Raw genomic sequence first — 26,284 nt, forward strand, 5'->3', positions numbered from 1 at the left:
ATAGTTCGATCTCCCACAAATACCTTCCCTTCGTAGCTTACCGTCTCAGTACTACCCGCATTCAGATACAGACTGAAGTCAGCAGAAGCAATCTCATTAACCTGAATAGTAACCACAGAAGACTCCGTAACCAAACCGCCTTGATCGGTGACTCTGGTTCTTAGATCATGACCACCTGCGGATGCATTGGACCACGTTATTTCAAAAGGACCAGTGTTAACAGATCCTATTACTGTGTTACCGTCCAGGAACTCTACCAATGCTATTTCACCTTCTGGATCCACTACGTAAGCTTGAATTAATATAGGATCCCCAAGATCAAATTCCTGGTTTTGAGTAGGTGTAACAATATTTGTGACCGGAGGTAGATTCTGAATTACCTCAATTGTCACAACCGTTGATTCTGTAACCAAACCGCCTTGATCTGTTACTCTTGTTCTTAATTCGTGGCTTCCTTCTGAGGCATCCGTCCAGGTTATTTGATAAGGGCCTGAAGTTACAGATCCAATTACAGTTGTGCCGTCAAGGAATTCCACTAAAGCTATTTGCCCTTCTGGATCCACCACATAAGACTGGATTAAAATAGCTTCCTCCAAATCAAATGTTTGATTTTGACTTGGAGTCACTATACTCGCAACCGGAGGCTGATTTTCCAATACTTGAATAGTTGGTCTTTTAGATTCGGCTGTAAGTCCAAAATTATCGAAGACTTTAGTTTTTAAAGTATAAGTACCAGCAGGTGGACTTTCCCAGTTGAATTCAAATGGAGCTTCCGTTACGATGGCAAAAATCTGTTCATTATAGAAAAACTCCACACGTTCAATATCATCTTCTACATATAGTGGAGCTCCTTTATTTGCTTCATCAAATTTAAGAGGTTCTGTTTTTATTAAAATATCATCACCATTTTGGAATGTCTGGCCATCAATCGGATCAACAATAGAAATGGTAGGAGCATAATTCACAACATTTAAATTAACAGTTTCTGAAGTTCCTGTCTGCCCGTCATTATCGGTTACGATCGCATAAATTTCATGTATTCCCAATGGTATTTTTGACCAACCATAATCGTATGGTGCTTCACTAAGTATTGCCAATAAATCACCATCTGCAAATATTTCTACTTTTTTGATATCATTTTCAGCATCATATGGATTCGTCATAATCAGAAATTTTTGTTGATAACTTATTGTCTGATTTTGCGATGGCTGAGTTATTGAGATAGTAGGGGGGAGATTACTCTCAGTTGGTGGAGTAATATGTACAATGACGTTTTCAGTCTTTGCACTGTTTCCTGCATTATCAAATGCGATAGCATAGACCAAATATGTACCAGGAACAACATCAGCAGTCCATTCAAACTCGAAAGGATTTGCAGTTATGGTAGAAATTAAGTTGTCATTACTATAGATTTCTACTCTGTTCAAGTCGTTTTCAGGATCAGTAACCTTGGCTATTATATCTACCAATTCTCCAGAATTGAAAATCACCTCTTTAATTGGTTGAGAAATAGAAATTATCGGAGGTAAATCAATATCATCTGGGTTAAGGACATTTACCGAAACTTCACTTGATTCAGAGCTAAGTCCTTTATCATCATATATTTTTGCTTTAACTGTGTAAGTTCCAACAGGAGCATTTGGATAATTAAATTGGAATGGAGCTTCACTTACTGTACCAAATACCCAGTCATCTATTAAGAATTCAACTCTATCGATTCGATTTTCGGGGTCGGTTGCATTTGTTTGGAATAGAACATTTTGACCTTGAATAAAATTTTGACCATCAACCGGATCTATTATTTGTACGCTTGGGGGTAAATTCTCAGCAGGTGGTTCTGTGATATTTACTAAAATATTACTGGAAACACCTACTGCTCCTTCATTGTCATAGGCTTTCGCGCTGATGGAGTAACTATCAATACTAGTAGGTGACCAGTTGAATTCATAAGGAAAGACATTTGAGGTTCCCAAAAGTATATTATTAATAAACACCTCAACTTTTTCTATGGTACCATCGGTGTCATTTGCTAATGCACTTATAATTAAATCATTACCTAAATCAATTGATTGATTATCAGAGGGATTTTGAATACTGACAGTGGGAGGTAAGTTTGTCAGTGCTTCTTCTAACACATTGATCGTGACAAAATCTGAGGTTGAAACTCTACCTTGGATATCAAAGGCTATGGCCCTAATATTATACGACCCCGGATTTGGGCTTGACCAAGTGAAATTATAAGGTGGTTCAAAAATTCTAGCAAGAATGCTATCACCTTGCAATATCCAAACTTTATCAAGTTCATTCGCTAAATCAATAATTTCAGTATTGATAGGTATGTTTTCTCCATTATAAAATTCTTGATTTTGAATTGGATCAATAATTGAAATTTCAATTGGGGACAAGGGGGCATCAATTTGATCTAGTTCAAATTTTACTAGTAATTCCGAACCGTATGGAGGAATAGTTACTTTATTGTCAAAAATTTCATTTTTAGCATTTCTATAAACTCCAGAAAGAGGATATGTCACTTCCTTGTCTGAATAGTTGTAATTGAAATAGAGAAATTCCCTAATATCTAACTCTTCCGTAGTTACTTTTGAGACGGACATATTGTCAAAAATAACGGCCTCTGAAGGATCATTTATTTTAATAACAATACTTTCATTTGCAACAGAGGCTTTTGCAATAAATCCGATTTGAATGCGACTTGTTTCTTCGGTTGTTGCGAAATACCTCTGGCTTCCTTTTTGATCAACATTAAATGAATTCTCTAAGAATAAAATGATTTCTTTTTCAGCAACTGAACTTCTGGAGTCAAATTCAAGAAGAATTTCCTCTCCTTCTTCAACAGCTCCTATCTGGATATAGGATGCAGAATTACTACCAGGATTTGGTTTAATGGAAAGGGAACCTCCCTCAATTCCGTCAGGTATAAATTCACCAACTCCCCCGTAAGTTGCTGCGATAAAATTAATATTTGAATTAAAGTCAGTAGCCTTTATTTCATCTTGTGTTAGAATTTCAAACCTTTTTATATTAAATCTTGGTTTTTCTGAATTTTCATCAAAACCAAATTCATTTTTCCAATTTTCAAGATCTCTCACAACCGCCTGGGAATTAGAGGGGTCTTTACTTTGAAATAAGAAATCTCTGTCGTAGGGATCTAAAAAGTAATTTTCATCAATCATTCCCACTTGATCCAAATCGTAATCGATTGAAGAAAAAGCCATTAAAACTTCATTGTCAAAAATACTTGAGAATATATTATTCTTGATAATCATATCCCTGACAGGATTACCTAAAGGATCATGAGTGATATTTAGTTGGTTCTGAGCTTTAAAAATTAAGTTATCTGTAATTTCAATTTTATTATTATTATGAACAAAATAGCCATTACCATTGATATTGGCGATTGTATTATTGTAGACTTTTATACCAGAACTATTGTCATCATTGTAGATGCCGTGTGCAAGTTTGGATTCTTCTTCTGTCCCATCAATATTTCCTAAACCATTAAGCACGATATTGCCTGCAATTTCTCTACCTTTATTATTTCTGTCAAATTGTCCATCAGCGTTGGTATAGATTCCCCCACCATCTTGTTTGAAAACACAAAACGTATCAACTAAATTGTTTTTAACAACAGTGTAATCTCCTCCAAAATGGATCCCATTGTAAGATGTGTTGATTACCTGATTTTTTTCTATTAATGAATTATCTGAATCAGATGGGATATAAATACCAACACCAGTTAGGTCACTGCTCTTTCCCATACCATTAAAAGGCATGGTGTTTTCAACAATATTATTTGAAATAGTCATTCTAGGGCTTCCGTAATAGACAAAAATCCCATCATTGAGACTATTTTTTATGGTGTTGTTGGAAATTATCAGATCGGGTACTTCTTCTACATAAATTCCATTTTCACCTGCTGATTCAAGAATACATTCATTGATTATAAAATTTCCCGACTTTTTTAGATTAAAAATGTTTTTGTTACTTCCCTTAAAGTGCAAATTAGAGAAAGTTATGTATTTAATATATGGCTGATTAACAACGAGGTAATCTTTGTTTGCCACCTTAAATTTAAAGGTAGAGGTCTTTTTTGGTCCTATATATGCCGTTAAAGTTTTTAAGCTTGAATTATAAGCCCATTCTCCAAATACATCTAGCGTACTAACGTGATTTTGAACAAAATAGCCACTTCCTGGTCTTGTCTCGTAAGCAGTAACAATATCTTCAAAATTTATCGTTGTTCCAGATGAAGAAGAAATTGGATGCCTGTCTATGATCCAATTATTTTTTCTAATCACAAGCTCGGCACCCGCTAGGTTTGGAAAACTGGCACTTCCCGAAATTGAGTTCTGATTAAGAACATTATTAATCTCTAAATAAGATTCCTCACTAAAAGAATTGGGAAATCGTCCGAGTTCTACGGGAGAATTATCAACTTCAAATATTTGTATCTTAGAACTCTCCAAATTTGGTAAGGAGGCCTCATATATACCTCCACCAATTGATCTCCATTCTTCAACAGATTCTAAAGAGGTAATCAATGGTTTTATACCAACTCCATAGGAAGAATAGGTAATTGGGCTTCCGGCTGACCCTCCTTTTACTAGATTTATGGTCCCATAGAAGACATCACCAGCTTTAAATAAAACCCGATCCCCAGGTTTTAGACCTGCCGATACTGAATTTAATTTATCAATTGTTTTCCAAGGCGTAGCTGGGCTTTGAGCTTCTAAAATAGTCCTATTATCATCACCGTCACTCGTGGAAAAATAATAATCTGTAGCAAATGTGAGGTAAGGGAGCAGAAATAAAAGAATAAAAAGAAAAGTTTTAGTAGAATCCAAATTCTGAATTCTCTCTTTAAAATTCCAGGGTGGTCTTGTAATATTTATCAAAGAGATCATATTTAAAATATTTTTAGTTTATCTATTGATTTTAATGTCTGATTCTAATTCAGTGTACAAATTCTTATGAAAGTGTCACATATCAATTGTGTTCTTAAAATGAGACTCATAAAAGATATGACTCGTGTAATGGTATTAATAGTTTAATAGCAAATGGAAAACTGAATTAAATGTCAAATATACTAAATATCAACTTTTGAATATAGAAAAATGTTTTTTATATTTTTTTATCACTTATTAATTATTCGGATTTAGTAAAATTCATTTCAATGTATAGTAAGTTTTGACTTCTATCTAAACAAGCAGCAATCTTAAATTGGAGTCTAAAGCTTGGGAGATTTAAAAAAGAGAAGAATAAAAATTTTTGATGCTATTTAACACCTAAAGATTTTTTTTTCGAAACACATTCATTAGTGAAAAAATCAGAAGCAAAAAGACTGGATTAAGAAAAAAAGAGTCCCGAATTTTCGGGACTCTTTATTAATTCATTAAAGCTTTTTTATCATTTGACGACAATCAATCTTTGGAGTTGTGATACACCTTCCTCCGTTGTAGTAGTCAAGAAGTAAACACCTGCAGCAAGGCTTCTTACTGAAATAGTGTATTTGTTACCTTCATTTTCCACCATTTCAGGTAAATAGGTCTGTACCAACCTTCCTCTTACATCAAAGATTGAGATATCACTCAATTTCTCTTCTGGATTGGTTGACTGGAGATTTACCAAATCATCGGCCGGATTAGGATACATTCTGATCGAGGACTTTCCAAATTCCGGATCGGTATTGAATCCTGCATCCTTGGACTTATTCACTTGAATGGTAATTGTCTCCTGACTTACCAGTTCATTTCCATCTCTTACTGTCACTTTTACCTCATGGGAACCAGGTGTAACAAACAGATGTGTTGGGTTTTTCTCGGAGGAAATTGTTCCATCCTCGAATTCATAACTGTAGCTTAAATTACCCTGATCCACACCAGTCAAGTCTCCCATAAAGTCAACCTTCAGAGGTCCGGTACCTTCCAGAGGAGAGGCAAGGATAGTTGGTTTACTTAAGAATCTTGATCCTATTGATGATCCTGAGGAAACTACGTTTGCTCCTTCGATTGCAATTCCGGAAACAAGTGGTCTATGTTTGATTCCAATTAAATTAATTGTAAGGATCTCATCTATTACCTCAATATTCTCAAACTCAAGTTTGAGTTTGCCAGTCCCCACTGCCTGCATTATATCCACGCCGCTACTTACGGTATTGCCTTCAATCTCAATATCAAAGATACGATCTCCTGGTCCGCCGTTGGAACTATATCCAAACTGTAACTCAATATGATGGGTACTTACTTTATATGTACCGTTTGGAACCGGGATGTTATAGGTCAAAGTTTGATTAAATCCATCAGTCCTTCTACCGGATTGATACAACTCATCGGTGGATGCCTCCTCTGTGATAAATACCTTATCGTAATTATAATATAAAGGAGTAGTAGTTTTATCACCAATAAACTCCTTGCCCTCATAAATTACTGTTTTTCCATTACCGGCATTTAGGTATAGACTGAAATTGTCTGCTGGAGAACCTCCAATTACCTCAATAGTGACCACAGATGATTCGGTAACCAAACCACCTTGATCGGTTACTCTGCTTTTCAGTTCGTGACTTCCTGCAGATGCATTGGTCCAGTTTATTTCATAGGGGCCATTGTTAACAGATCCAATTACTGTGTTACCATCGAGAAACTCTACCAATGCTATCTCACCTTCGGGATCGACCACATAAGCCTGGATCAATATTGGATCCCCAAGATCAAATTCTTGATTCTGAGTAGGTGTGACAATACTTGTAACCGGCGGCAGGTTCTCTATTACCTCTATTACCTCTATGTTTACCACAGAAGACTCTACTACCAAGCCACCCTGATCAGTTACCCTGGTTTTTAATCCGTGGATACCGACAGAGGCATTTTGCCAATTAATTTCGTAGGGCCCTCCTGTTACGGAACCAATCACCACATCTCCATCAAGGAATTCTACCAAGGCGATTTTATTTTCAGGGTCAGCTACGTAGGATTGAATCAGGATATCCTCACCGAAGTTGAAAGTCTGATTTTGACTTGGAGTGACAATGCTGGTTACGGGAGGCTGGTTATCCAAGATCTGAATCACAGGCCTCTGAGATTCTGAGGAAAGTCCAAAATTGTCGAAGACTTTTGTTTTAAGCGTATAGGTTCCTGCAGGTGGACTTTCCCAATTATATTCAAATGGAGCTTCTGTTACGATGGCAAAAATCTGCTCATTGTAGAAGAACTCAACTCTTTCTATGTCGTCTTCCTCATAAATTGGAGCTCCTCTGTTAGCTTCTGAGAATCTAACAGGTTCAGTTTTTATAAGAACATCATCACCAAACTGGAAGGTCTGACCGTCGATAGGGTCTACAATCGAAATGGTAGGAGCATAATTGACTACATTTAGATTAACCGTTTCTGATATACCAGTTTGACCTATATCATCAGTAACAACTGCATAAATCTCACGGACACCAATTGGGATATTTGACCATTCATAATCGTATGGTGCTTCAGTAAGTGATGCTAACAACGCTCCATCTGCAAATATTTCTACCTTTTCGATGTTACTTTCAGGATCATATGGATTAGTAGTGATTAGGAAATTTTGCTGGTAACTAATTGTTTGATTTGAAGACGGTTGAGTTATAGAGATCGTAGGCTCAAGATTCCCCTCTACAGGTGGGAATATGTGAACTGTGATACTTTTGGTCTGTGTACTATTTCCTGAATTATCATATGCGATCGCATATACCAAATAAGTACCTGGTATGACCTCTGAAACTAACCACTCAAATTCGAAAGGTTCAGCATTAATGTTAGCTATCAAATTGTCATTACTATAAATCTCAACCCTATCCAAATCATTTTCAGGGTCAGTTACAGCAGCCTTAATGTCTAAAAACACTTGTGAATTGATTACAACCTCAGGATCAATCGGCTGCTGAATAGTTATTATCGGAGGGAAATCAAACTCATCAGGACTAAGAACGTTGAGCGTAACTTCACTCGATTCAGAACTTAAGCCCTGCTCATCATATATTTTTGCCCTTATTGTATAAGTACCTGCTGGAGCATTTGGATAATTAAAATCATAAGGAGCCACATCAGTAGTTGCGAACACCCAATCATCTATTAGGAATTCAACCCGATCGATCCTGTTTTCAGGATCACTGGCATTGGTCTGTAAAAACACATCCTGACCTACAGCATAATTTTGACCATCAAGTGGTGTGATTATTTGAACCGCAGGAGGTAAATTATCAACAGGCTGTTCAGTAATATTGACTATTACATTTTGAGATACACCTTCAGCTCCTTCATTATCATAAGCTCTAGCACTAATGGTATAACTGGATATATCAGTTGGTGTCCATGTAACTTCATAAGGAGCGGCATTGGCAGTTCCTATAAGTGTATTTCCTACAAATATTTCAACCCGATCGATTGTCCCGTCAGCATCTTCTGGGAACGCACTAATAGTGATATCATTCCCTATATCGATAGATTGATTATTTGAAGGATTTTGGATGCTAACTGTAGGTGGAAGATTTGTTAAAGCTTCCTCTAGGACATTGATAGTGACTAAATCAGAGACAGTAACTCTTTCTTGAGTGTCAAAAGCTATCGCTCTTAAATTATATGACCCAGGACTCGGGTTTGGCCAAGTGAAGCTATAAGGAGGCTCAAAAATTCTTGCAAGAACACTATCTCCTTGTAATATCCAAACTTTATCAAGTTCATTTGCTAAATCAATAATTTCAGTATTGATCGGTACATTTTGCCCACTAAAGAATTCTTGATCTTGAACAGGATCAGTAATTGCTATTTCTATTGGGGAAGCTTCAATACCTAATTGACTTAATTCTAATTTCACCAATAATACTGAACCATAAGGAGGGATAGTAACCTCATTATCAATTAGTTCGTTTTTAGCATTTCTATAAACACCAGAAAGTGGAAGCGTTACTGGTTCATCGGAATAATTGTAATTGAAATAAAGAAATTCTCTGAGGTCTAATTCTTCTGCCGTAACTTTAGAAACAGACATATTATCAAAAATAACTGCATCTGCAGGGTCATTTATTTTAATTACAATACTTTCATTTCCAGCCGTAGCCAATGCAGTGAAGCCAATTTGGATACTCTCTGCTTCTGTGGTAGTAGCAAAATACTTTACACTGCTTTTTTGATCTACATTAAAAGAATTCTCAAGGAACAAAGAGACTTCTTTTTCTGCCAATGAACTTCTGGAGTCAAATTCGAGTAAAATCTGCTCACCTTCCTCAACAGGACCAATTTGAATATAAGTAGCCGAATTATTTCCTGGATTTGGTTGAATTGAAAGGGAACCTCCATCAATACCATCAGGTATGAATTGACCGGTTCCCCCATAAGTTGCCGCAACAAAATTAATATCCGAATCAAAGGTACTGGACTTAATGAGATCTCTTTCGAGCACATTATATCTCTTTATGTTGAATCTTGGTTTCTTAGAATTTTCATCATACCCAAATTCGTTACTCCAATTTTCAAGATTTCTTGAGACAGCTGTTGCATCGGATGGACTTTTGCTCAGAAATATAAAGTCTCTGTTGTAGGGGTCAAAAAAGTTGTTTTCATCAATTATACCAACTTGATCCAAATCATAATCAATTGAAGATAGTGTAATCAAAGCTTCATTATCAAAAACACTTGAGAAAGTATTGTTCTTAATTACCATTTCCCTGATAGAATTACCTAATGGATCATGGGTGATATTTAATTGGTTTATCGCTTTAAAAATTAAGTTATCCGAAATTTCAATTTTATTGTTATTATGAACGAAATAGCCATTTCCATTAATATTGGCTACTGTGTTTTGAGAGACTTTTATCCCGGAACTGTTGTCATCATTATAGATTCCGTGGGCAAGTTCAGCTTCTTCCTCTGTACCTTCCTTATTTCCGATTCCATTTAGAACGATATTTCCTACAATCTCTCTCCCTTTATTATTTCTATCAAATTGATTATCTGCATTTGTGTAAATACCACCACCATCTTGTTTGTAAACACAAAACCTATCAACTAAATTATTTTTAACAATAGTAAAATCTCCCCCAAAATGAATACCGTTATATCCGGTGTTAATAACCTGATTTTTTTCAATTAAGGAATTATCGGAATCAAATGGAATGTAAATTCCGACTCCTGTAAGATCACTGCTTCTAGCCATTCCATTAAAAGGCATGGTGTTCTCAAAAATATTATTAGAAATAACCATTCGTGGACCACCGTAAAAGACAAAGATTCCATCATTCAGACTATTTGTTACGGTATTATTGGAAATAACCATATCAGGAACTTCCTGAATATAAAAACCATTTTCACCTGCCGATTCAAGAATACACTGATCTACAATGAAATTTCCCGATTTTTCAAGATTAAAAATGCTCTTGTTACTTCCCTTAAAATGCAGATTTCTAAAAGTAATGTATTTGATGTAAGGTTGATTTACAACGAGATGATCTTTAGTAGCAACCTGAAAGGTGTAAGAGGAGGCGTCAGCTGATCCTAAAAATGCGGAAATTGTTCTTAATTCAGGATTATAAGCCCATTCTCCAAATTTATCCAACGTACTTACGTGATTTTGGACAAAATACCCGCTTCCAGGCCTGGCTTGGTAGGCCGTTACAATATCTTCAAAATTTATAGTTGTTCCAGATGAAAATGAAATTGGATGTCTATCTATGATCCAATTATTCTTTCTGATCACAAGCTCAGCACCTGCCAGATTTGGAAAACTAAAATCTCCCGAAATCGAGTTTGGATTTAAAACATTTCTAATTTCTAAATAGGATTCTTCAGCATCAGAGTTTGGAAACCTTCCAATTTCTTGCGGAGCGCCATCGATTTCAAATATTTGAATTTTAGAACTTTCTAAATTTGAAAGAGAAGCTTCGTATTTTCCTCCTCCAATTGATCTCCAGTTTTCAATTGTTTCTAAGGAGGTAATTATTGGCGGCGCCCCAACTCCATAAGAAGTGTAAGTGATAGGGCTCCCTGAAGTACCCCCTTTGACAACATTAATAGTCCCATAAAATACATCGCCGGATTTAAATAGAACCCTATCTCCCGGTCTTAAACCTGCAGAAAGGGCATTCAACTTGGCAATGGTTTTCCAAGGAGTTGCGGGATTTTGAGCTTCTATTATGCTTCTGTTATCATCACCATCAGAAGTTGAGAAATAGTAATCTGTTGCAAAAGAGGTTAAGGGAAGTTGAAATAAAAGAATCAACAGTAAAATTTTGTGTAAGCCGAAATCTGTTGTTTCTCAAAAAAATCCCAATATGAATTGAGTGATAAAATTGGAGAGTTCATAAGTGAATAAATTTAGTTCATATATTTTTTTTAATCTAAGCTTTCAATTTTCTTCTGGATTGACATCCACTTTAAAGTTTTAATTTCCTTTTTGATTCGCATTATAATGGAATTTGAAAAAGATGTGTATCAGATTATTTCAATAGTTATTTGAAATATGAGTCCAAAAACTAAAATAATAAAATTTACTTTTGTGTCAAAAAAAATGTATTTCAAATTATTTTTTTCCAAAAATTATATTTAAGATTTAGAAAAAAAGTGTTCTTTGGATAAATAAATTTCTTGTTCCACTTCAGAGGGCTTCAACTTTGTAAGGAAACTCATGATTTTTGAGTTTATTAAAAAAAATCAAAACCCATTTAACAGTTGATTAACCAATTTAAAAAATAATTCCTGAATTTTTTTTTCAAGTACCCATACTAGTTTTTTGAATCAGTTTTCATGATATTCCTTGGAGGTAAAAATTTTTAAAGCTGAATTTCAGTATGCTTAGTTTAAGTGAGATTGATACTAATCCTATATCAAACCCTTCATAAGTTATAAAGTGCGTTTAAATTTTTATTCACGTATATCTTTTGAAGATTTTAGGGGGTAAACATTTTAATCTCTCTTGGGAATTGAAATTTCATTTGGTTAGGTGTAAGACATTTTATCAATACGTTAATTTTCTATTCTCTTCTCTAATTGTGTTACTCCCATTGTAAGCTTTGATTGGTGTATTTTTACGAGTTCGTTTATTTCATTAACAATGTCCATGTTTCCTGGAGCTAAATCGAATCTTTCTGAAGGGTCATGTGCCAGATTAAAAAGTTTTAACGTATCCAGTTTTTCAACTTTCGCGGGATAGCCCATCGGGTTGTTTTTGTAAAAATATAGTTTGAAATCTCCCTTTCTGGCTGCAAATAATCGGTCTCCATGGTAGTAAAACATTTCTTCTCGAGGGTTTTCGTCTTTGCCCATTAAGACTGGGCTCAAATCATACCCATCGTAGATTCTGTCCTCTGGCTTTGGAGTATTAGATAGATTGCAAAAGGTAGGTAACAAATCCAATGTACTTCCTATTTTTGAGACTACTCCGGGTTCCACATTTCCTGGTCCCCATATTATAGTCGGTACTCGCACACCACCTTCATAGCTTGTGCCTTTGCCACCGAAGAGGCTGCCACTGCTTCCGCCTTGTTCGTTATAAACTAACCAAGGCCCATTGTCTGAAGTGAATACTACATAAGTGTTTTTATCGATTCCTTCTTGCTTCAACGTATTTAAGATCTCACCGACACTCCAGTCTATTTCTTCAATGACATCTCCATAAAGACCTCTTTCACTTGTACCCATAAAATCATTACTTGCAAATAAGGGGACATGTGGCAAGGAATGGGCTAAATAAATAAAAAAGGGATTGTTTTTATTTTCCTTTATATAATTAACCGCCTCTTCCGTGTATCGTTTTGTAATTGTATTTTGATTTGCCGGCCTTTCAATGATCTCTTCATTTCTCATCAATGGAACATTGAAATATTTATAATCTGGTTCCGCAAATGCGACTTTTGCCGAAACATCATTAATCCTATCCATATCATTGCTGTAGGGAATCCCGAAATAGGAATCAAAACCGTGACTTGTTGGTAAATATTGAGGGAGATGTCCTAGATGCCATTTACCAATTGCAGTTGTGCTGTAGCCGGAATTTTTAAGCAACTTTGCAATGGTATTCTCCGAAGAAGGTAGTCCGCCACCCGAATCTGGAAACAATACTCTTCTAGTATTACTGAACATACCTGTTCTGACAGGCAATCTACCCGTCATAATTGCTGATCTACTAGGAGTACAAACATTCGCAGCAACATAAAAATTAGTCCACTTTTGACCTTCCGCGGCCATTTGATCCAGATTTGGAGTTTTGATAGTTGGGTGTCCAAAAACACCGAGGTCTCCATACCCCTGATCATCTGTAAAAATTATAATAAAATTCGGTTTGGAGTTTTGAGAAAGGCTGGGTTTAGTAAATGAGACTAATGTTAATAGTAGCAGAAAGTATTTCGGAGATATTTTCATATGTATTGCTTTAGGTCTATTTTAGTTAAGTTCATCCAAAAAAACGTATGAAAGAAGAATCATAATTATTTCAAGTAGTACTCAATTTAATAAATACCAAACCATTTTCTTACTTAAATCAATATTCCAAGAGATTTTTGAGTAGCGTAGGATAAGTTTTTGGAATTAATCAATAATAGATAATAATAACTCAGGTTCATCTGTTGTGATAAAATCAGTACCCATTTTCAGAAGCCATCGCATATCTTCTTCATTATTTACAGTCCAAGAATTAACAGTTAAGCCTAAATCTTTTGCTTCTTTTATCCATTGGGGATTTTTCTTTAAAACACCAATATTATAATCAAAACCGAAAAATCCAGCTTCTTTTAATTCCGCTGGAGTTTTATCTCCTGTTAAATAAGCAACATTCGCTTTCGGGTCTGTTTCAATTACTTTCAATCCTCCCTCATAACTAAATGTGATATAATCTACCCATTTTTTCGCTTTCATTTTCTTAACTGCTAAAACTGATTTTTCAGCAATTTCTTTTGACCTTTCTACACTGATTTTAGAGGGTTTTATTTCAAAAATAAGTTTAGTTCCTTTTTGCTTTTTTCCTTCTGCTAAATATTCTTCTACGGTAGCAAGCTTTTCTCCATTTTCATGCTTTTTAGTCAAAAGTTGCTTATAGTTAGTAGTTTCAATTGGCATTCCCATAAAATCTGAATCATGATTTACTACAAGAACTCCATCCGCAGTCATCCATACATCAAACTCAGAACCTTCACAACCCAAAGCAATAGCTTGATTTAAAGAAGCTAAACTATTTTGGGGATACGAATTTGCTTTCCATGCACCTCTATGGGCTATTACTTTGTTTTTATGAAATGATTTCTGAGAATAGCTTTGATATGCTATCAAAGTTGAAATAAGAAATAATAAAAAGACGCTTTTCATATTATTAGATAAGGGATTTGATACTCTAAAGTATCACTTCTTTAAGAGTTTCCATTCCCTATGAATCATTCTTAGCAAAATTTTCACATTTAAGAAATAAAATTGAATTGTGTCAAAAGAATTAATTTAAAACTTCTGATGTTGGACTTTAGTTGAAGTATGAAATTAAATAAAGTTAAAATGATCACTTGGAATGACGTCATCAAATTTGCAAACAATGGAAATCCAAAACCACCCAAAAGAGTCGAGAAACTAGACGCTGAATGGAAGAAGATTTTGAGCTCTGAGGAGTTCAGAGTTGCAAGACAAAAAGGTACAGAAAGAGCCCATAGTTCAGAGATGTGCAGCCTTTTTGAACCTGGAAAATATGCTTGTGTTTGTTGTGGAACCGAGCTATTTGATTCAACAGTGAAATTTGAAAGTGGAACCGGTTGGCCCTCTTTCACTCAACCAATCGAATTAAGTCATGTTGCATATACAAAAGATGTGAGTTTTGGAATGGTACGAGTGGAGGTGACATGCAATGTTTGTGATGCACATTTAGGACATGTGTTTCCGGATGGCCCGGAACCTAGTGGATTAAGGTACTGCATTAATGCTGTTTCACTCAAGAAAATAGATTCTAAATAAAAGCGGGTTCAAATCAGCTTAGCTAAAGGTTTTCTGCTAGTTATATAAAATTGTAAACAACTGAATAATATGGAAATAGGAATTGACAGTTTTGCAGCCACGGAAGCAGGAGACGTATTAATAGATTCTGAAAAGAGTGCCAATTCCTTAGAGGAATTATTACAAAGAATAGAACAAGCAGATCGTGTTGGACTTGATGTATTTGGAATAGGAGAGCATCATAGAAAGGAGTTTTTGGATTCGGCTACAGCCATCATATTAGCAGCAGCTGCTTCCAGAACTAAAAATATTCGATTGACTTCAGCTGTTTCAGTTATCAGTGCAGCGGATCCAGTTCGTGTTTTCCAAGAGTTTGCCACTTTGGATTTGATTTCAAAAGGAAGGGCAGAAATAGTGGCTGGAAGAGGTTCATTTACAGAAGCCTTCCCTTTATTTGGATTGAAATTAAATGATTACGATAAGCTTTTTGCAGAAAAGCTGGACCTGTTGCTCAAGATCAGAGACAAAGAAACGATTTCTTGGCAAGGTCAATTTAGACCTTCGCTCACGAATCAAAGTATTTATCCAAGACCTTTTCAGAAGAAGCTGCCGATATGGCTAGGAGTAGGAGGGACCCCCGCATCATTTGCGAGAGCTGGTTCGCTTGGCTTGCCCTTAATGGTAGCAGTAATTGGTGGTGAAACACATAGATTTAGACCTTTAATTGATCTTTATCGGGAAGCAGGAGCGAAAGCTGGTCATCCTGAGGAAACTTTGAAAGTAGGTTTACATTCATTAGGGTATGTGGCTAAAACCACAAAAGAGGCGTTAGAAAATTACTATCCAGGATATGCTCAAACTTTCACAAGAATTGGAAAGGAAAGAGGTTGGCCTCCGGTAACATTGGATCATTTTTATGCCCAAACAGGAGAAACAGGAGCTTTGGTTGTAGGTAGTTCCGAAGAGGTTGCCGAAAAGATTATTAGACATAGTGAAGCTCTAGGAGGTATTTCGAGATTTACTTTTCAAATGGATAATGCTGGATTATCCCATTCTCAACTAATGGCATCAATTGAACTGATAGGGAAGGAAGTACTTCCAAGCGTAAAACAGTTTTTGGGATAAATTTAAATCTGCATTTCTTATAATTACCGAATGGAAATTAGAATAGGTGAGGAAGAAGATATTCCTCAAATTATTTCTTTGTTGAAAATATCTCTTGGAGAGGCTTTGACACCTAAATCAATTGATCTATGGAAATGGAAACATTTAAATAACCCATTTGGACCTTCTCCAATATTGATTGCCGTTGAAAAAACTAGAATTATTGGGGTGAGAGTATTTTTGCGTTGGGAGTTTTTAGTGAATGGGAATGTTGTAAAGGCTTGCAGGGCAGTAGACACGGCAATTGATCCAGCATATCAGGGAAAGGGGATTTTCAGTAAGTTGACGCTTTCCTTAATAGATAAAATTAAAAAAGAAGGAATTGATTTCATTTATAATAGTCCGAATAATGACAGCATGCCTGGTTATGTAAAAATGGGATGGCAAAAGTGGGGGAAATTACCTTTGAAACTAGAGTTTCATTTGAAAGCGGGTAAAAACAAGCATCCATTACAACCGGAAAACTGGATTAAAATTGAAAAACTAATTCAAAAAATTGAGCAATCAAATGCAACTCAAAACTATCCTAAAACAAATTTAAAACAGGGGTTTTTAAAATGGAGATATCATGAATGTCCTTTATTCCCCTACTATTTTTTAAGTGATGAAGAAAATTATGTGCTTTTTTACAGAATCAAAGAAAGTAGATTGGGTAGAGAGCTTAGAGTTACTGATTTATTCATTTTGAATCAATTAGAAAATGAAACAAAACTTCAACTCCAAAGATCCCTTAGTAAAGTTCAAAGATTATGTGGAGCTAGATTTACTTCATTTTCAGGAACTCAGTACCCAGATCAAAAAGCCATCTACCTCGGTTCACTTCCAATATTAAAAGCCGGACCACTTCTCACAATTCGAAAAGTTAAAGAAGAATTTCACCCCATGAAAGTAGATTGGAAATGGTCTTTGGGGGATTTAGAAGTATTTTGATTTTTACTCATTTTAACCTGTAGTTTCCAAAGCCCAATCGAATAATTGGATGATCGTTTCTAATTTTGAATTCACCCTTGTTCATTTTCTATATATTTACGTTACTTTCTTCAATTGAGAATTAATGAGAAAACTTTCACCCCTGTTTTTATTAGTGCTTTTGGCCTCAGCTTGCATCAGTAACAAGAGAATAACTTATTTACAGAATTTGCCTGAAAACGAACCTATTGAATTGGATGAGTTTATTCCTTTTGGAGAGGTTGATTATAAATATATTTTACAACCATTTGATATTGTGGAAATAGATTTTGCTTCTTCAGATGAAGAATTGACTAAAGCATTCACATATCAAAATGCCAATGGAGGAGGAATATCAGGTATGGGGGGAGGTTCAGGAGGAGGGCAGGGGTCAGACCCGCTTTACTTTAGAGGTTACAGTCTTGATCAAGAAGGTTTTGTAGAAGTTCCAATGCTTGGAAAGATTCAGATTTCAGGATTGACAGAGGAAGATGCCAAAAATAAAGTCCAGGAAGAAATCAATAAGTTTTTTAAAGAAGAGGTTTATGTAAGGCTTAGAATAGCTGGAATTAGATATACTACTCTGGGGGAGTTTAATAGTGTTGGCGTAAAAGTAATTTATAAGAATAGAGCCACTATCTTTGACGCTTTGGCAAATTCAGGAGAAACGACTTTATTGGGTAAAAAGAATAAGCTTTTTATCATTCGGCAATATGATGGAGGTACAAAAATCCATCAAATTAATCTGAATGACAGAGCTATATTAGCTAGTCCTTTTTATTTCATACAACCCAATGATATATTGTATATGGAACCGATGAGAATTAGACAAATTGGTACAGCTGATAATTTGACGGCTTCCTTAGCTTTATTTGCTGGATTGTTGGCTTCCACCTTGTTGATTATTAATTTGGTTACGGGTAATTAAGATACTATGGAAAAATTAGACTTAAGTCAGCTCGATAATGAAGAAAAAGCCCTAGAGATTAGGTATGTCATAGCAAAATACATTCGGTATTGGCCTTGGTACATTTTATTCATTTTAATTTTTCTGATTGCTACTTTTTTATTTCACAGATATACAGTGGATGAATATGAGGTTACTGGCTCGATGATCATCAAAACTAATACTTCTCCTGAGGCTAGAATTCTTGATAGATCTAATATTTTTTCATCAGGTATTAATCTTGAAAATGATATTTTAAGATTGCGTTCAAAAAATCTTGCTCATGAAGCGTTACAGAAAGTACATTTTGATGTAGAATATTTCGCAAAAACTAATATCAAGGCGATTGAACTTTATGATCGATCTCCGATTAGAATCGATGTGGATTGGGATCATTTACAGGTAACCGATACTCCATCTGAATTACAAATATTATCTGAGGAAAATTTTAAAATTTTACCGGAAACCTCTGGTTTTATGGACTTTAATTCTGCTATGGCTGCAGGAGATGAGTCTATTTACAACAAGACATTTAGGTTTGGAGAGGAGATTGAAACAGGAAGATCAAAGTTTACAGTTTTTCTTGTCAACCCAGGAAGAGCTGGGGAATCAATTGTTTTTTCTCTAAAGAATCCTGCAGTATTAGAGGAGCAGCTTGGTAGATCTATAAATGTGAGTTTGGTAAATGAATATAGTTCTGTATTAAGATTGAGCACAAATACTAAGGTTGTAGAAAAAGGCAGGGATTATATCAATGCCTTAATGACTTCTTATATAGACTATGATTTAAATGAAAAAAATCGAATTCAAGAAAACACAATCAAATTTATAGAAGAGCAATTAGGCTTTCTGGAAGATTCTTTGAAGAATAAAGAACAGGAACTCCAAAATTTCAAAGTTGAAAATAAAATGCTGGACGTATCAGCTGAATTTTCAAATATATTGACCAAAATGAATACGTTGGATGAAATGAGTGCCGAATTGGACTACCAACTAAATTATTTTGAACAAATACGTCAGTATATGGAACAGAAAAGTAAAGACTTTTCTGATGTAATTGCTCCCTCAGTAATAGGAGTACCTGATCCTTTACTAAATGGACTTATTCAGACTTTGGTTACACTTTCCCAAGATAGAAGAAAGCTACTTGCCACTGTAAATGAGAACCATCCTGAGGTTACAAAGATTGATGTGCAAATGGAAAAAGTTCAGGAAGCTCTTTTTGAAAATGTGGTAAACCTAATTGAAAATACCCGCCAAAAGAAAACAAATATTCAAAATGATATTGACTTTTATGATTCTCAATTTGCAACTTTACCTGAGTCTGAATCACAATACACTGGAATCTTCAGAGAGTTTAAATTAAGAGAATCTTTATATACCTATCTATTAGAAAAACGAGCTGAAGCAGGTATTGCAATGGCCTCAAATGTTTCTGACAATTCTATTTTGGATCCAGCAAAAAGAGGAACCTTGATTTTCCCCAAAAAGCAGCAGAATTATGGTTTGGCAGTTGTGTTGGGTTTTTTGATTCCTTTTGGTTTCATCGTTGTTAGGGACATTTTTGACGATACCATAAAAGATCAAAGAGATTTAAAGAAGAATTTCATGATTCCACAATTGGGAATTATTGGCTATAGTCAAAAAGAAACTAATCAAGTTGTATTAGAACACCCAAAATCTGCTGTGGCTGAATCTTTTAGATCTCTTAGGTCTGCTATTACCTATTTAGCAAGTGGTAAAAATACCAAGAAAATATTAGTAACCTCTTCTGTATCAGGGGAGGGAAAGACATTCACATCTTTGAATCTTGCTTCAGCAATGGCTTTAGGCTCCAAAAAAACTATCGTTGTAGGAGGAGATTTAAGAAGGCCCAAACTTGCATCCTATTTTGGTCATTCAGATAAAATAGGACTTTCAACCTATCTCATAGGTAAAGTTGAAGCGGAAGATATTATTTTTAAAAGTCAACATGACAATCTGTATTTTGTCCCTTCTGGAGTGATTCCGCCAAATCCTGCTGAATTGCTTCAAACCCAGAGGTTAAAGGATTTACTGCATCACTTAGAGGAACGATTTGATGTAGTAATTTTTGATACACCACCTATGGGACTGGTATCTGAAACTATTGATTTGATGAGACTTTTTGATATTAATTTATATGTGGTTAGGCAAAGTTATACTGTAAAAGATCACTTAGTAATGATTAATGACTTGTTTAACAACAAACAAGTGAAAAATGTATACGGTGTGTTTAATGGAATAATAAATTCTGGATATCATTACGAAGGATACAATTATGGCTACGGAAATACTTATTTATACTCTCAGAATAATAAGTACATGTATAATTATTATGGAGAAGATTTAGATTCCAAAAAGAAACGAATTAAGAAGAATGATTCAAGTTTCATGAAAAAGTTAAAGAAAGCATTTCGTGCAAAATAATTGTGAATTTCTAATCCAAATCGATTTAAAATAAAGAATTCCTTGAAAAGTGCGGCATTAATTCCTGCTAGATTTGCTTCAACTCGACTTCCCGCCAAGTTGGTTCAGGATCTAGGAGGCAAAACAGTGATACAAAGGACTTATCTAAGTACTGTTGCAACAAGAGTATTTGATGAAGTTTGGGTGGTTACGGATCATGAAGAAATTGCAAATCAAATCAAGGCTTTAAACGGACATGTTTTTTTTAGCCAAAAAAATCATGAGTCTGGGTCAGATCGAATTGCGGAGGCTTTAGAACAAGTTGATGCTGAATTGATTGTGAATGTTCAGGGCGATGAGCCTTTTCAAGACAGGAAGTCACTTAATGATTTAGTGGATTCCTTTCTAAATGAAGAAGTCCAAATAGCCTCTCTCAAAACCAAGATTTCTGAAGATGAGGCACAAAACCCGAATTTTGTAAAAGTGGTTACGGATGTAAATGATGACGCTTTGTACTTTTCGCGTTCTCCAATTCCATATAATAGGGAGAAAATCAGAGATCTTCTCTATTGGAAACATGTAGGCATATATGGATATAGAAGAGCTGCTTTACTTGCATACACTCAAATGAAAAGAGGCAAGTTAGAATCTATTGAAATGTTAGAGCAATTAAGGCTATTGGAAAATGGATTTAAAATAAGGATGGTTGAAACGAATCATAAAACAGTTGCTATTGATACGGCTGAAGATCTTGCAAGGGCAAGGGTGATTCTTGGTCTCAAAAAAGGCTAAGAACTTTGTTCTGGAATACTGTTATTTATTTCTTTTTTTGAGGTAAAGTCATAGAACAAAACCTTTCAATTTTATCAATTAATCAAATTTCAGTTTTTATTCAAGTCATAAAGGTGATTCATTTTATGAATTCGTAAATTTTGACCTCTATTTCTGTTAAAATGATTATGTTTGCCCAGTTTTTGAAACTGTTTAATAAAATCTAATGTATGCGGAGTATCCGAATAGGGATTGTAGTAATGATCGCCCTAATTGCTATTACATCTTGTGTTTCTAATGAGAAGATCATCTACCTCCAGAATCAAGAAGGTAGTGAACCAATTGAGGATGGAGAGTTGATAACTTATGAAATTCCTGAATATAGATTACAGTATAATGATATTATAGATGTCAATATTCAGACTGTGGATGATATGATCCAAAATGGATTCAATAATAAAGCGACGGGAATTCAAGGGACTAATCAAATGGGGAATATGGCAAGTCAGTCTGGTGGTGATATTTACTATATGACAGGCTATACTGTGGACAATGAAGGTAAAATTAGGCTTCCAATAGTTGGAGAGGTTACGGTAAAAGATAAAACCTTAGAAGAAGCAAGAATAGAAATAGAAGAAAAATTAAGGGTTTATGTAACTACGGAATTATACGTCAAGGTAAAATTAGGGGGGATTCGTTATTCTGCTTTAGGAGAATTTAGAAGACCCGGCAAGTTTGTTGTATTGCAAGATAGAATGACGATTTTTGAAGCAATTGCTAATGCAGGTGATTTGACTCCAATTGCAAAAAGAGATGTTATTTTACTAATTAGACAATATCCTGAAGGAACAAGATTACATCGATTGAATTTAAATGATAGACATGTAGTTGAATCTGAATTTTATTTTATTCAGCCCAATGATCAAATTTATGCGGAACCAATGAAGGTAAGAGAGGTTGGTGCCGGTGAGAATGCTGCAGAGTCAATAGCTTTGGTAATTTCTGCAATCACAGCTTTAGCACTTATCCTGAATTTAATTAAGTAAAATATGTACCCTAATTCGACTCAGAATTCAGTCAATCAACAAAATCCTTTAATAGTTCAAAAGGAGGATGAGATAGATTTAAAAGTTTTACTTTTTAATTATTTGCAATATTGGCCTCTCATTCTTGCATTCATGTTTGCAGGATTGATTTCAGCATTTTTTTTTAATCGTTATGCCACATCTATTTATAAAATTGAGTCTAGTGTACTAATAGAAGAAGAAGAGCCAGCTCTAGGGATGGATCTATTTGAATCAGCAGGTCTTGGATTTCAAGGAAAAAGCAATATTGAAAATGAAATGGGGATTTTGAAGTCGTTTTCTTTGGCTGAAAAAACGATCTCCAATTTAAATTTAAATGTTCAATATTTTGAGGAAGGGTTTTTAAAATCCAGCCAGATTTATGATAAACTACCAATCATTGTTTCAGTCAATTGGAATCAGTCACAATGGGTTGGTGGGCTTTTTAGTATAGAAATATTGAGCCAAGATTCTTTTGAAATTCAGATTGAGGATGATGATTTTAAGATTTATAACCCCTCAGACCCTTATTATAAGGTATTACCTGAAAATATAGGCTTTGAGCCTAATTTAAAAAAATCGATTTATAGCTTTGGGGAGTCAATCGAAGAAGATAATCTTTCTTTTAAAGTAACCAATATACGTGGGAATCCAGGAGATAAATTCCTTTTCAGATTTACCGATACGCCTACATTAGCCCTTAATTTTTTAGAACAATTGACTGTTTCTCCTATCAATAAACAGGCCTCAATTTTATCTCTTAGCATTGAAACACCCGTTAGAAGATTGGGTGAAGATTACATCAACAAATTAATGGAGATGTATCTTGAGAGAGAATTAGAGTTGAAAAATAGAGCATCTGAAAGCACTATAAGGTTTATTGAACAGCAATTATCAGGTATTTCAGATTCCTTGGAGTTTTCTGAAAACAAGCTTCAAAAATACAGGTCAGAAAATAATATATTCAATCTTTCGCAAGAAGGTTCTGTAATCTTCGAAAGACTTCAAGAGTTGGAAAAGCAAAAAGGAGAGACCGAAGTAAGTTTAAAATATTATCAAACCCTCAACTCTTATTTAGAAAATAATCAAGGGGGAGATTTGGTGGCACCTTCTATTATTGGTGTAACTGACCCTTTGTTAAATTCGTTGGTCAGTGCTTTGGCAGAATTACAAGCAGATCAAATCCGGTTAAAATCTAATTTTTCGGATCAAGCACCTGCAGTAAGAGAAAATGCAACCCGTATAGCCAACACCAAAAAGCAATTACAAGAAAATGTTAATCTTGCTTTAAATAATACCAGAAATGTATTGGCTGATATAAATGATCGGATTCAGACGATTGAATCAGATATAAATGCATTACCTAAAACTGAAAGAGATCTCTTGGGGATTCAAAGGCAGTTTACAATCAATGAAAATATTTACGTTTATCTACTGCAAAAAAAGGCAGAGGCTGAGATAACAAAGGCTTCCAATATGCCTAAAAATGCTATTTTGGATTATGCAAAGGCAGGGCAAGAACCTGTAGCTCCTAAGCGTACATTAAATTTGATGATAGGATTTATCCTTGGTTTAATATTGCCAATAGGCTTTATTACTATCAAAGACTTTTTAAACACAAAGATTGAAGACCCTAAAGAATTAGAAAATCAGATAAAAGTTCCATTAATCGGAATGGTGGGAAGAAATGGCTCCGAAGACGCACTTCCTGTCTTGAATAATCCTCGCTCGACAGTTACTGAGTCTTTTAGGTCATTGAGGGCTGATATGTCTTATTTAAGCCAGCAAAAGGAAAATTTGACGATACTTTTTACTTCATCTATTTCAGGTGAAGGAAAGACTTTTGTATCCATTAATATGGCTTCAGTATATGCCTTGATGGGAAAGAAGACAATTTTAATTGGTTTGGATTTACGTAAACCTAAAATTGCCGAGGATTTCGGCTTGAGTAACGATGTGGGTATGAGTACCTGCTTGAGTTCAAGCACTCCTTGGGAATCAGTTGTTAAATCTTCAGGATATAAGGGGTTCGATGTAATTCTTTCTGGACCTATTCCACCGAACCCAGCAGAACTACTTCTACAAGATAAATTTTCTCAAATTATTAATGAGATAAAACAATCATATGATGTAATTGTATTTGATTGTCCCCCAGTTGGCTTAGTTTCAGAGACTAAAGAATTATTCTCTATGGCTGATATTAGCTTCTTTGTTTTCAGACAAGCATACTCCTTAAAGGGTAATACACAGATATTAAATAACCTCGTCGAAAAAGGTGGAGTTAAAAAAATATATGGGATTCTAAATGATGTTCATATAGACAAAGGCTATGGATATGGTTATGGATATGGCTATGGTTACGGCTATGGAAGTAATTCGTATGGGTACCATGAGGAAGTGCAATTACCTTGGTGGAAAAGAGCCTTGAGAAGAAAATAATTCTTCTTTTTATTGGATTTAAATAAAATGGTAAAGAGTCCCGAAAGAGTGGGACTCTTTTTTTTGAAAATGAAAAGGGATTCACTATTAATTAATAAAAAGCTTATTTTGAACTAAGGAGTTTTTATATATAACCTTTAAAAAAAAAATTGACTTTTTTAACCTTAGAAATTATGTAAAATACAGTTTTTAGTATAGGAAAATTCCTTTTAAAAATTGGATAAAAAATGAGTACAATAACTACTCACTTTACTATATTTGACGATTGAAATTTGCTAATCTCAGTTAAAAATTAACAATTCCATATTTTTTATTGGTTTTTATAGAAAATAATTCAAATAACTGCTTGATTTTTAAGTGTTTTTTGAATTACTCAATTAAGTCCTAAATGGGACCGAAAGGGCGAAGCTGTATAGTGCTTAAATAATAAATTTATTGTCATTAACCTTTATTTAAATGTGTATTTTGGTGAAGTTTATTTCATAAAATTCAATTTAGGTTAGGATTCATTCAGTATCTAAGCCTTATTCATCTTAATTTCAACTAATTCAATGAAGGTAATTAACGTAATATTATCTGGAGGAGTAGGCTCAAGACTTTGGCCTTTATCTCGAAAGTCGAAGCCGAAGCAATACTTGCCATTATTTGAGGGTGAAACACTTTTTCAAAAAACAGTATTGAGAAATACTGAAATATGTGATTCCGTAATAGTTGTTGGTAATCGAGAAAACTATCTCTTATCAAGAAGTGATTTAACGAAAGCTGGGATAGAGAATTTTACCGATATCATTGAGGCATACCCTAGGAATACTGCCGCGGCCATTGCTTTTGCTGCATTTGCTGCTGATCCCCAAGATATTTTATTTATAAGTCCTTCGGACCATCTGATTGGAACGGGCAAAGAGTATACGAAATCTATAACTAGGGGTATATCCTTAGCAAAAGAAGGGTACATCATAACATTTGGATTGAAGCCTACAAAACCTGAAACTGGTTTTGGATACATAGAAGCAGCAGGTGAGGACGTGAAGTCTTTTCGTGAAAAACCTAATAAAGAGACGGCTGAATCTTTTCTTAAAGCAGGAAATTTTTATTGGAATTCAGGAATGTTTTGTTTTAAATCTTCTGTTTTTTTGGAGGAATTAAAAGAATTGGAGCCAGAGGTATATTTTGCTTCTAAGAATGCTTTTGAGGCAATGAATAATTCCTTTTTGGATAAAGAATTATCTATGCAAATACCATCGATCTCAGTGGATTACGCCGTCATGGAGAAGACAAAAAAAATAAAGGTTGTCGCATCTGAATTTTCTTGGTCGGATATGGGCTCATTTGAATCCATTTATGACTATTTTAAAAGACAAGGTCACCCGATTGACTCTAAAGGAAATATGGTAATTGGAACAGATATTCATACTGAGTTTACAGGCATGAAGAACACATTATTAATACAAACGCCTGATGCGATATTGGTTCTTAAAAAAGATCAAGCACAGGACGTGAAAAAAGTTTTTGAGCGATTGGAGAAGGAGAGACCCGATTTAGTTTAAAATAAAATTTAAAATGGAGAGCTTAATGTAAAA

The 26,284-nt window shown here is 34.8% G+C and carries 13 protein-coding genes; 9 read left to right on the top strand and 4 right to left on the bottom strand.

Translation table 11 applies throughout. The features are described from left to right. From AAGF08_RS17055 to AAGF08_RS17070, 4 genes are all read right to left on the bottom strand, one after another. Positions 1–4,922: Ig-like domain-containing protein (locus tag AAGF08_RS17055; protein WP_343512544.1), on the bottom strand; the 4,922-nt coding region annotated here is incomplete at its 3' end. 502 nt (positions 4,923–5,424) lie between these two features. Then, positions 5,425–11,259, bottom strand: coding sequence for an Ig-like domain-containing protein (locus tag AAGF08_RS17060; RefSeq protein WP_343512545.1), 5,835 nt, complete (start codon positions 11,257–11,259; stop codon positions 5,425–5,427). A 743-nt stretch (positions 11,260–12,002) separates the two neighbouring features. Continuing rightward, complete coding sequence (locus AAGF08_RS17065) at positions 12,003–13,397, bottom strand: sulfatase (RefSeq protein WP_343512546.1); 1,395 nt, start codon at positions 13,395–13,397, stop codon at positions 12,003–12,005. A 165-nt stretch (positions 13,398–13,562) separates the two neighbouring features. Next, entirely contained in the window at positions 13,563–14,336 is a 774-nt protein-coding gene (locus tag AAGF08_RS17070) for a glycerophosphodiester phosphodiesterase family protein (RefSeq protein WP_343512547.1), read from the bottom strand. Positions 14,337–14,516: 180 nt separating this feature from the next. On the opposite strand from AAGF08_RS17070, the gene msrB reads away from it, so the two are divergent. The 9 genes from msrB (at position 14,517) to AAGF08_RS17115 (ending at position 26,251) form a co-directional block, all read left to right on the top strand. Continuing rightward, positions 14,517–14,966 (top strand): peptide-methionine (R)-S-oxide reductase MsrB, encoded by a 450-nt coding sequence (msrB, locus tag AAGF08_RS17075; protein WP_343512623.1) that lies wholly within the window; start codon positions 14,517–14,519, stop codon positions 14,964–14,966. Between the two features lie 69 nt (positions 14,967–15,035). After that, entirely contained in the window at positions 15,036–16,070 is a 1,035-nt protein-coding gene (locus AAGF08_RS17080; RefSeq protein WP_343512548.1) for an LLM class flavin-dependent oxidoreductase, read from the top strand. Between the two features lie 30 nt (positions 16,071–16,100). Next, entirely contained in the window at positions 16,101–17,039 is a 939-nt protein-coding gene (locus tag AAGF08_RS17085; RefSeq protein WP_343512549.1) for a GNAT family N-acetyltransferase, read from the top strand. A 124-nt stretch (positions 17,040–17,163) separates the two neighbouring features. Continuing rightward, complete coding sequence (locus AAGF08_RS17090; protein ID WP_343512550.1) at positions 17,164–17,985, top strand: polysaccharide biosynthesis/export family protein; 822 nt, start codon at positions 17,164–17,166, stop codon at positions 17,983–17,985. Between the two features lie 6 nt (positions 17,986–17,991). Further along, positions 17,992–20,451, top strand: a complete 2,460-nt coding sequence (locus AAGF08_RS17095) for a polysaccharide biosynthesis tyrosine autokinase (RefSeq protein WP_343512551.1) — start codon at positions 17,992–17,994, stop codon at positions 20,449–20,451. Between the two features lie 42 nt (positions 20,452–20,493). Beyond that, entirely contained in the window at positions 20,494–21,222 is a 729-nt protein-coding gene (gene kdsB / locus AAGF08_RS17100) for a 3-deoxy-manno-octulosonate cytidylyltransferase (RefSeq protein WP_343512552.1), read from the top strand. A 209-nt stretch (positions 21,223–21,431) separates the two neighbouring features. Then, a complete protein-coding gene (locus AAGF08_RS17105) occupies positions 21,432–22,247 on the top strand; it encodes a polysaccharide biosynthesis/export family protein (protein WP_343512554.1) in 816 nt (271 codons plus the stop codon). A 3-nt stretch (positions 22,248–22,250) separates the two neighbouring features. Further along, positions 22,251–24,704 (top strand): polysaccharide biosynthesis tyrosine autokinase, encoded by a 2,454-nt coding sequence (locus tag AAGF08_RS17110; RefSeq protein WP_343512555.1) that lies wholly within the window; start codon positions 22,251–22,253, stop codon positions 24,702–24,704. Between the two features lie 551 nt (positions 24,705–25,255). Further along, positions 25,256–26,251, top strand: a complete 996-nt coding sequence (locus AAGF08_RS17115) for a sugar phosphate nucleotidyltransferase (protein WP_343512556.1) — start codon at positions 25,256–25,258, stop codon at positions 26,249–26,251. Positions 26,252–26,284 lie beyond the last annotated feature (33 nt).

The organism is Algoriphagus sp. SE2 (genome assembly GCF_039563885.1).
Classification (GTDB): domain Bacteria; phylum Bacteroidota; class Bacteroidia; order Cytophagales; family Cyclobacteriaceae; genus Algoriphagus.

Bases quoted from the DNA above. Each gene is read 5' to 3' on its own strand.
- AAGF08_RS17085 (WP_343512549.1), top strand. From the start codon at position 16,101: ATGGAAATTAGAATAGGTGAGGAAGAAGATATTCCTCAAATTATTTCT.
- msrB (WP_343512623.1), top strand. From the start codon at position 14,517: ATGATCACTTGGAATGACGTCATCAAATTTGCAAACAATGGAAATCCA.
- AAGF08_RS17095 (WP_343512551.1), top strand. From the start codon at position 17,992: ATGGAAAAATTAGACTTAAGTCAGCTCGATAATGAAGAAAAAGCCCTA.
- AAGF08_RS17115 (WP_343512556.1), top strand. From the start codon at position 25,256: ATGAAGGTAATTAACGTAATATTATCTGGAGGAGTAGGCTCAAGACTT.
- AAGF08_RS17110 (WP_343512555.1), top strand. From the start codon at position 22,251: ATGTACCCTAATTCGACTCAGAATTCAGTCAATCAACAAAATCCTTTA.
- AAGF08_RS17080 (WP_343512548.1), top strand. From the start codon at position 15,036: ATGGAAATAGGAATTGACAGTTTTGCAGCCACGGAAGCAGGAGACGTA.
- AAGF08_RS17070 (WP_343512547.1), bottom strand. From the start codon at position 14,336: ATGAAAAGCGTCTTTTTATTATTTCTTATTTCAACTTTGATAGCATAT.
- AAGF08_RS17105 (WP_343512554.1), top strand. From the start codon at position 21,432: ATGCGGAGTATCCGAATAGGGATTGTAGTAATGATCGCCCTAATTGCT.
- AAGF08_RS17090 (WP_343512550.1), top strand. From the start codon at position 17,164: ATGAGAAAACTTTCACCCCTGTTTTTATTAGTGCTTTTGGCCTCAGCT.
- AAGF08_RS17065 (WP_343512546.1), bottom strand. From the start codon at position 13,397: ATGAAAATATCTCCGAAATACTTTCTGCTACTATTAACATTAGTCTCA.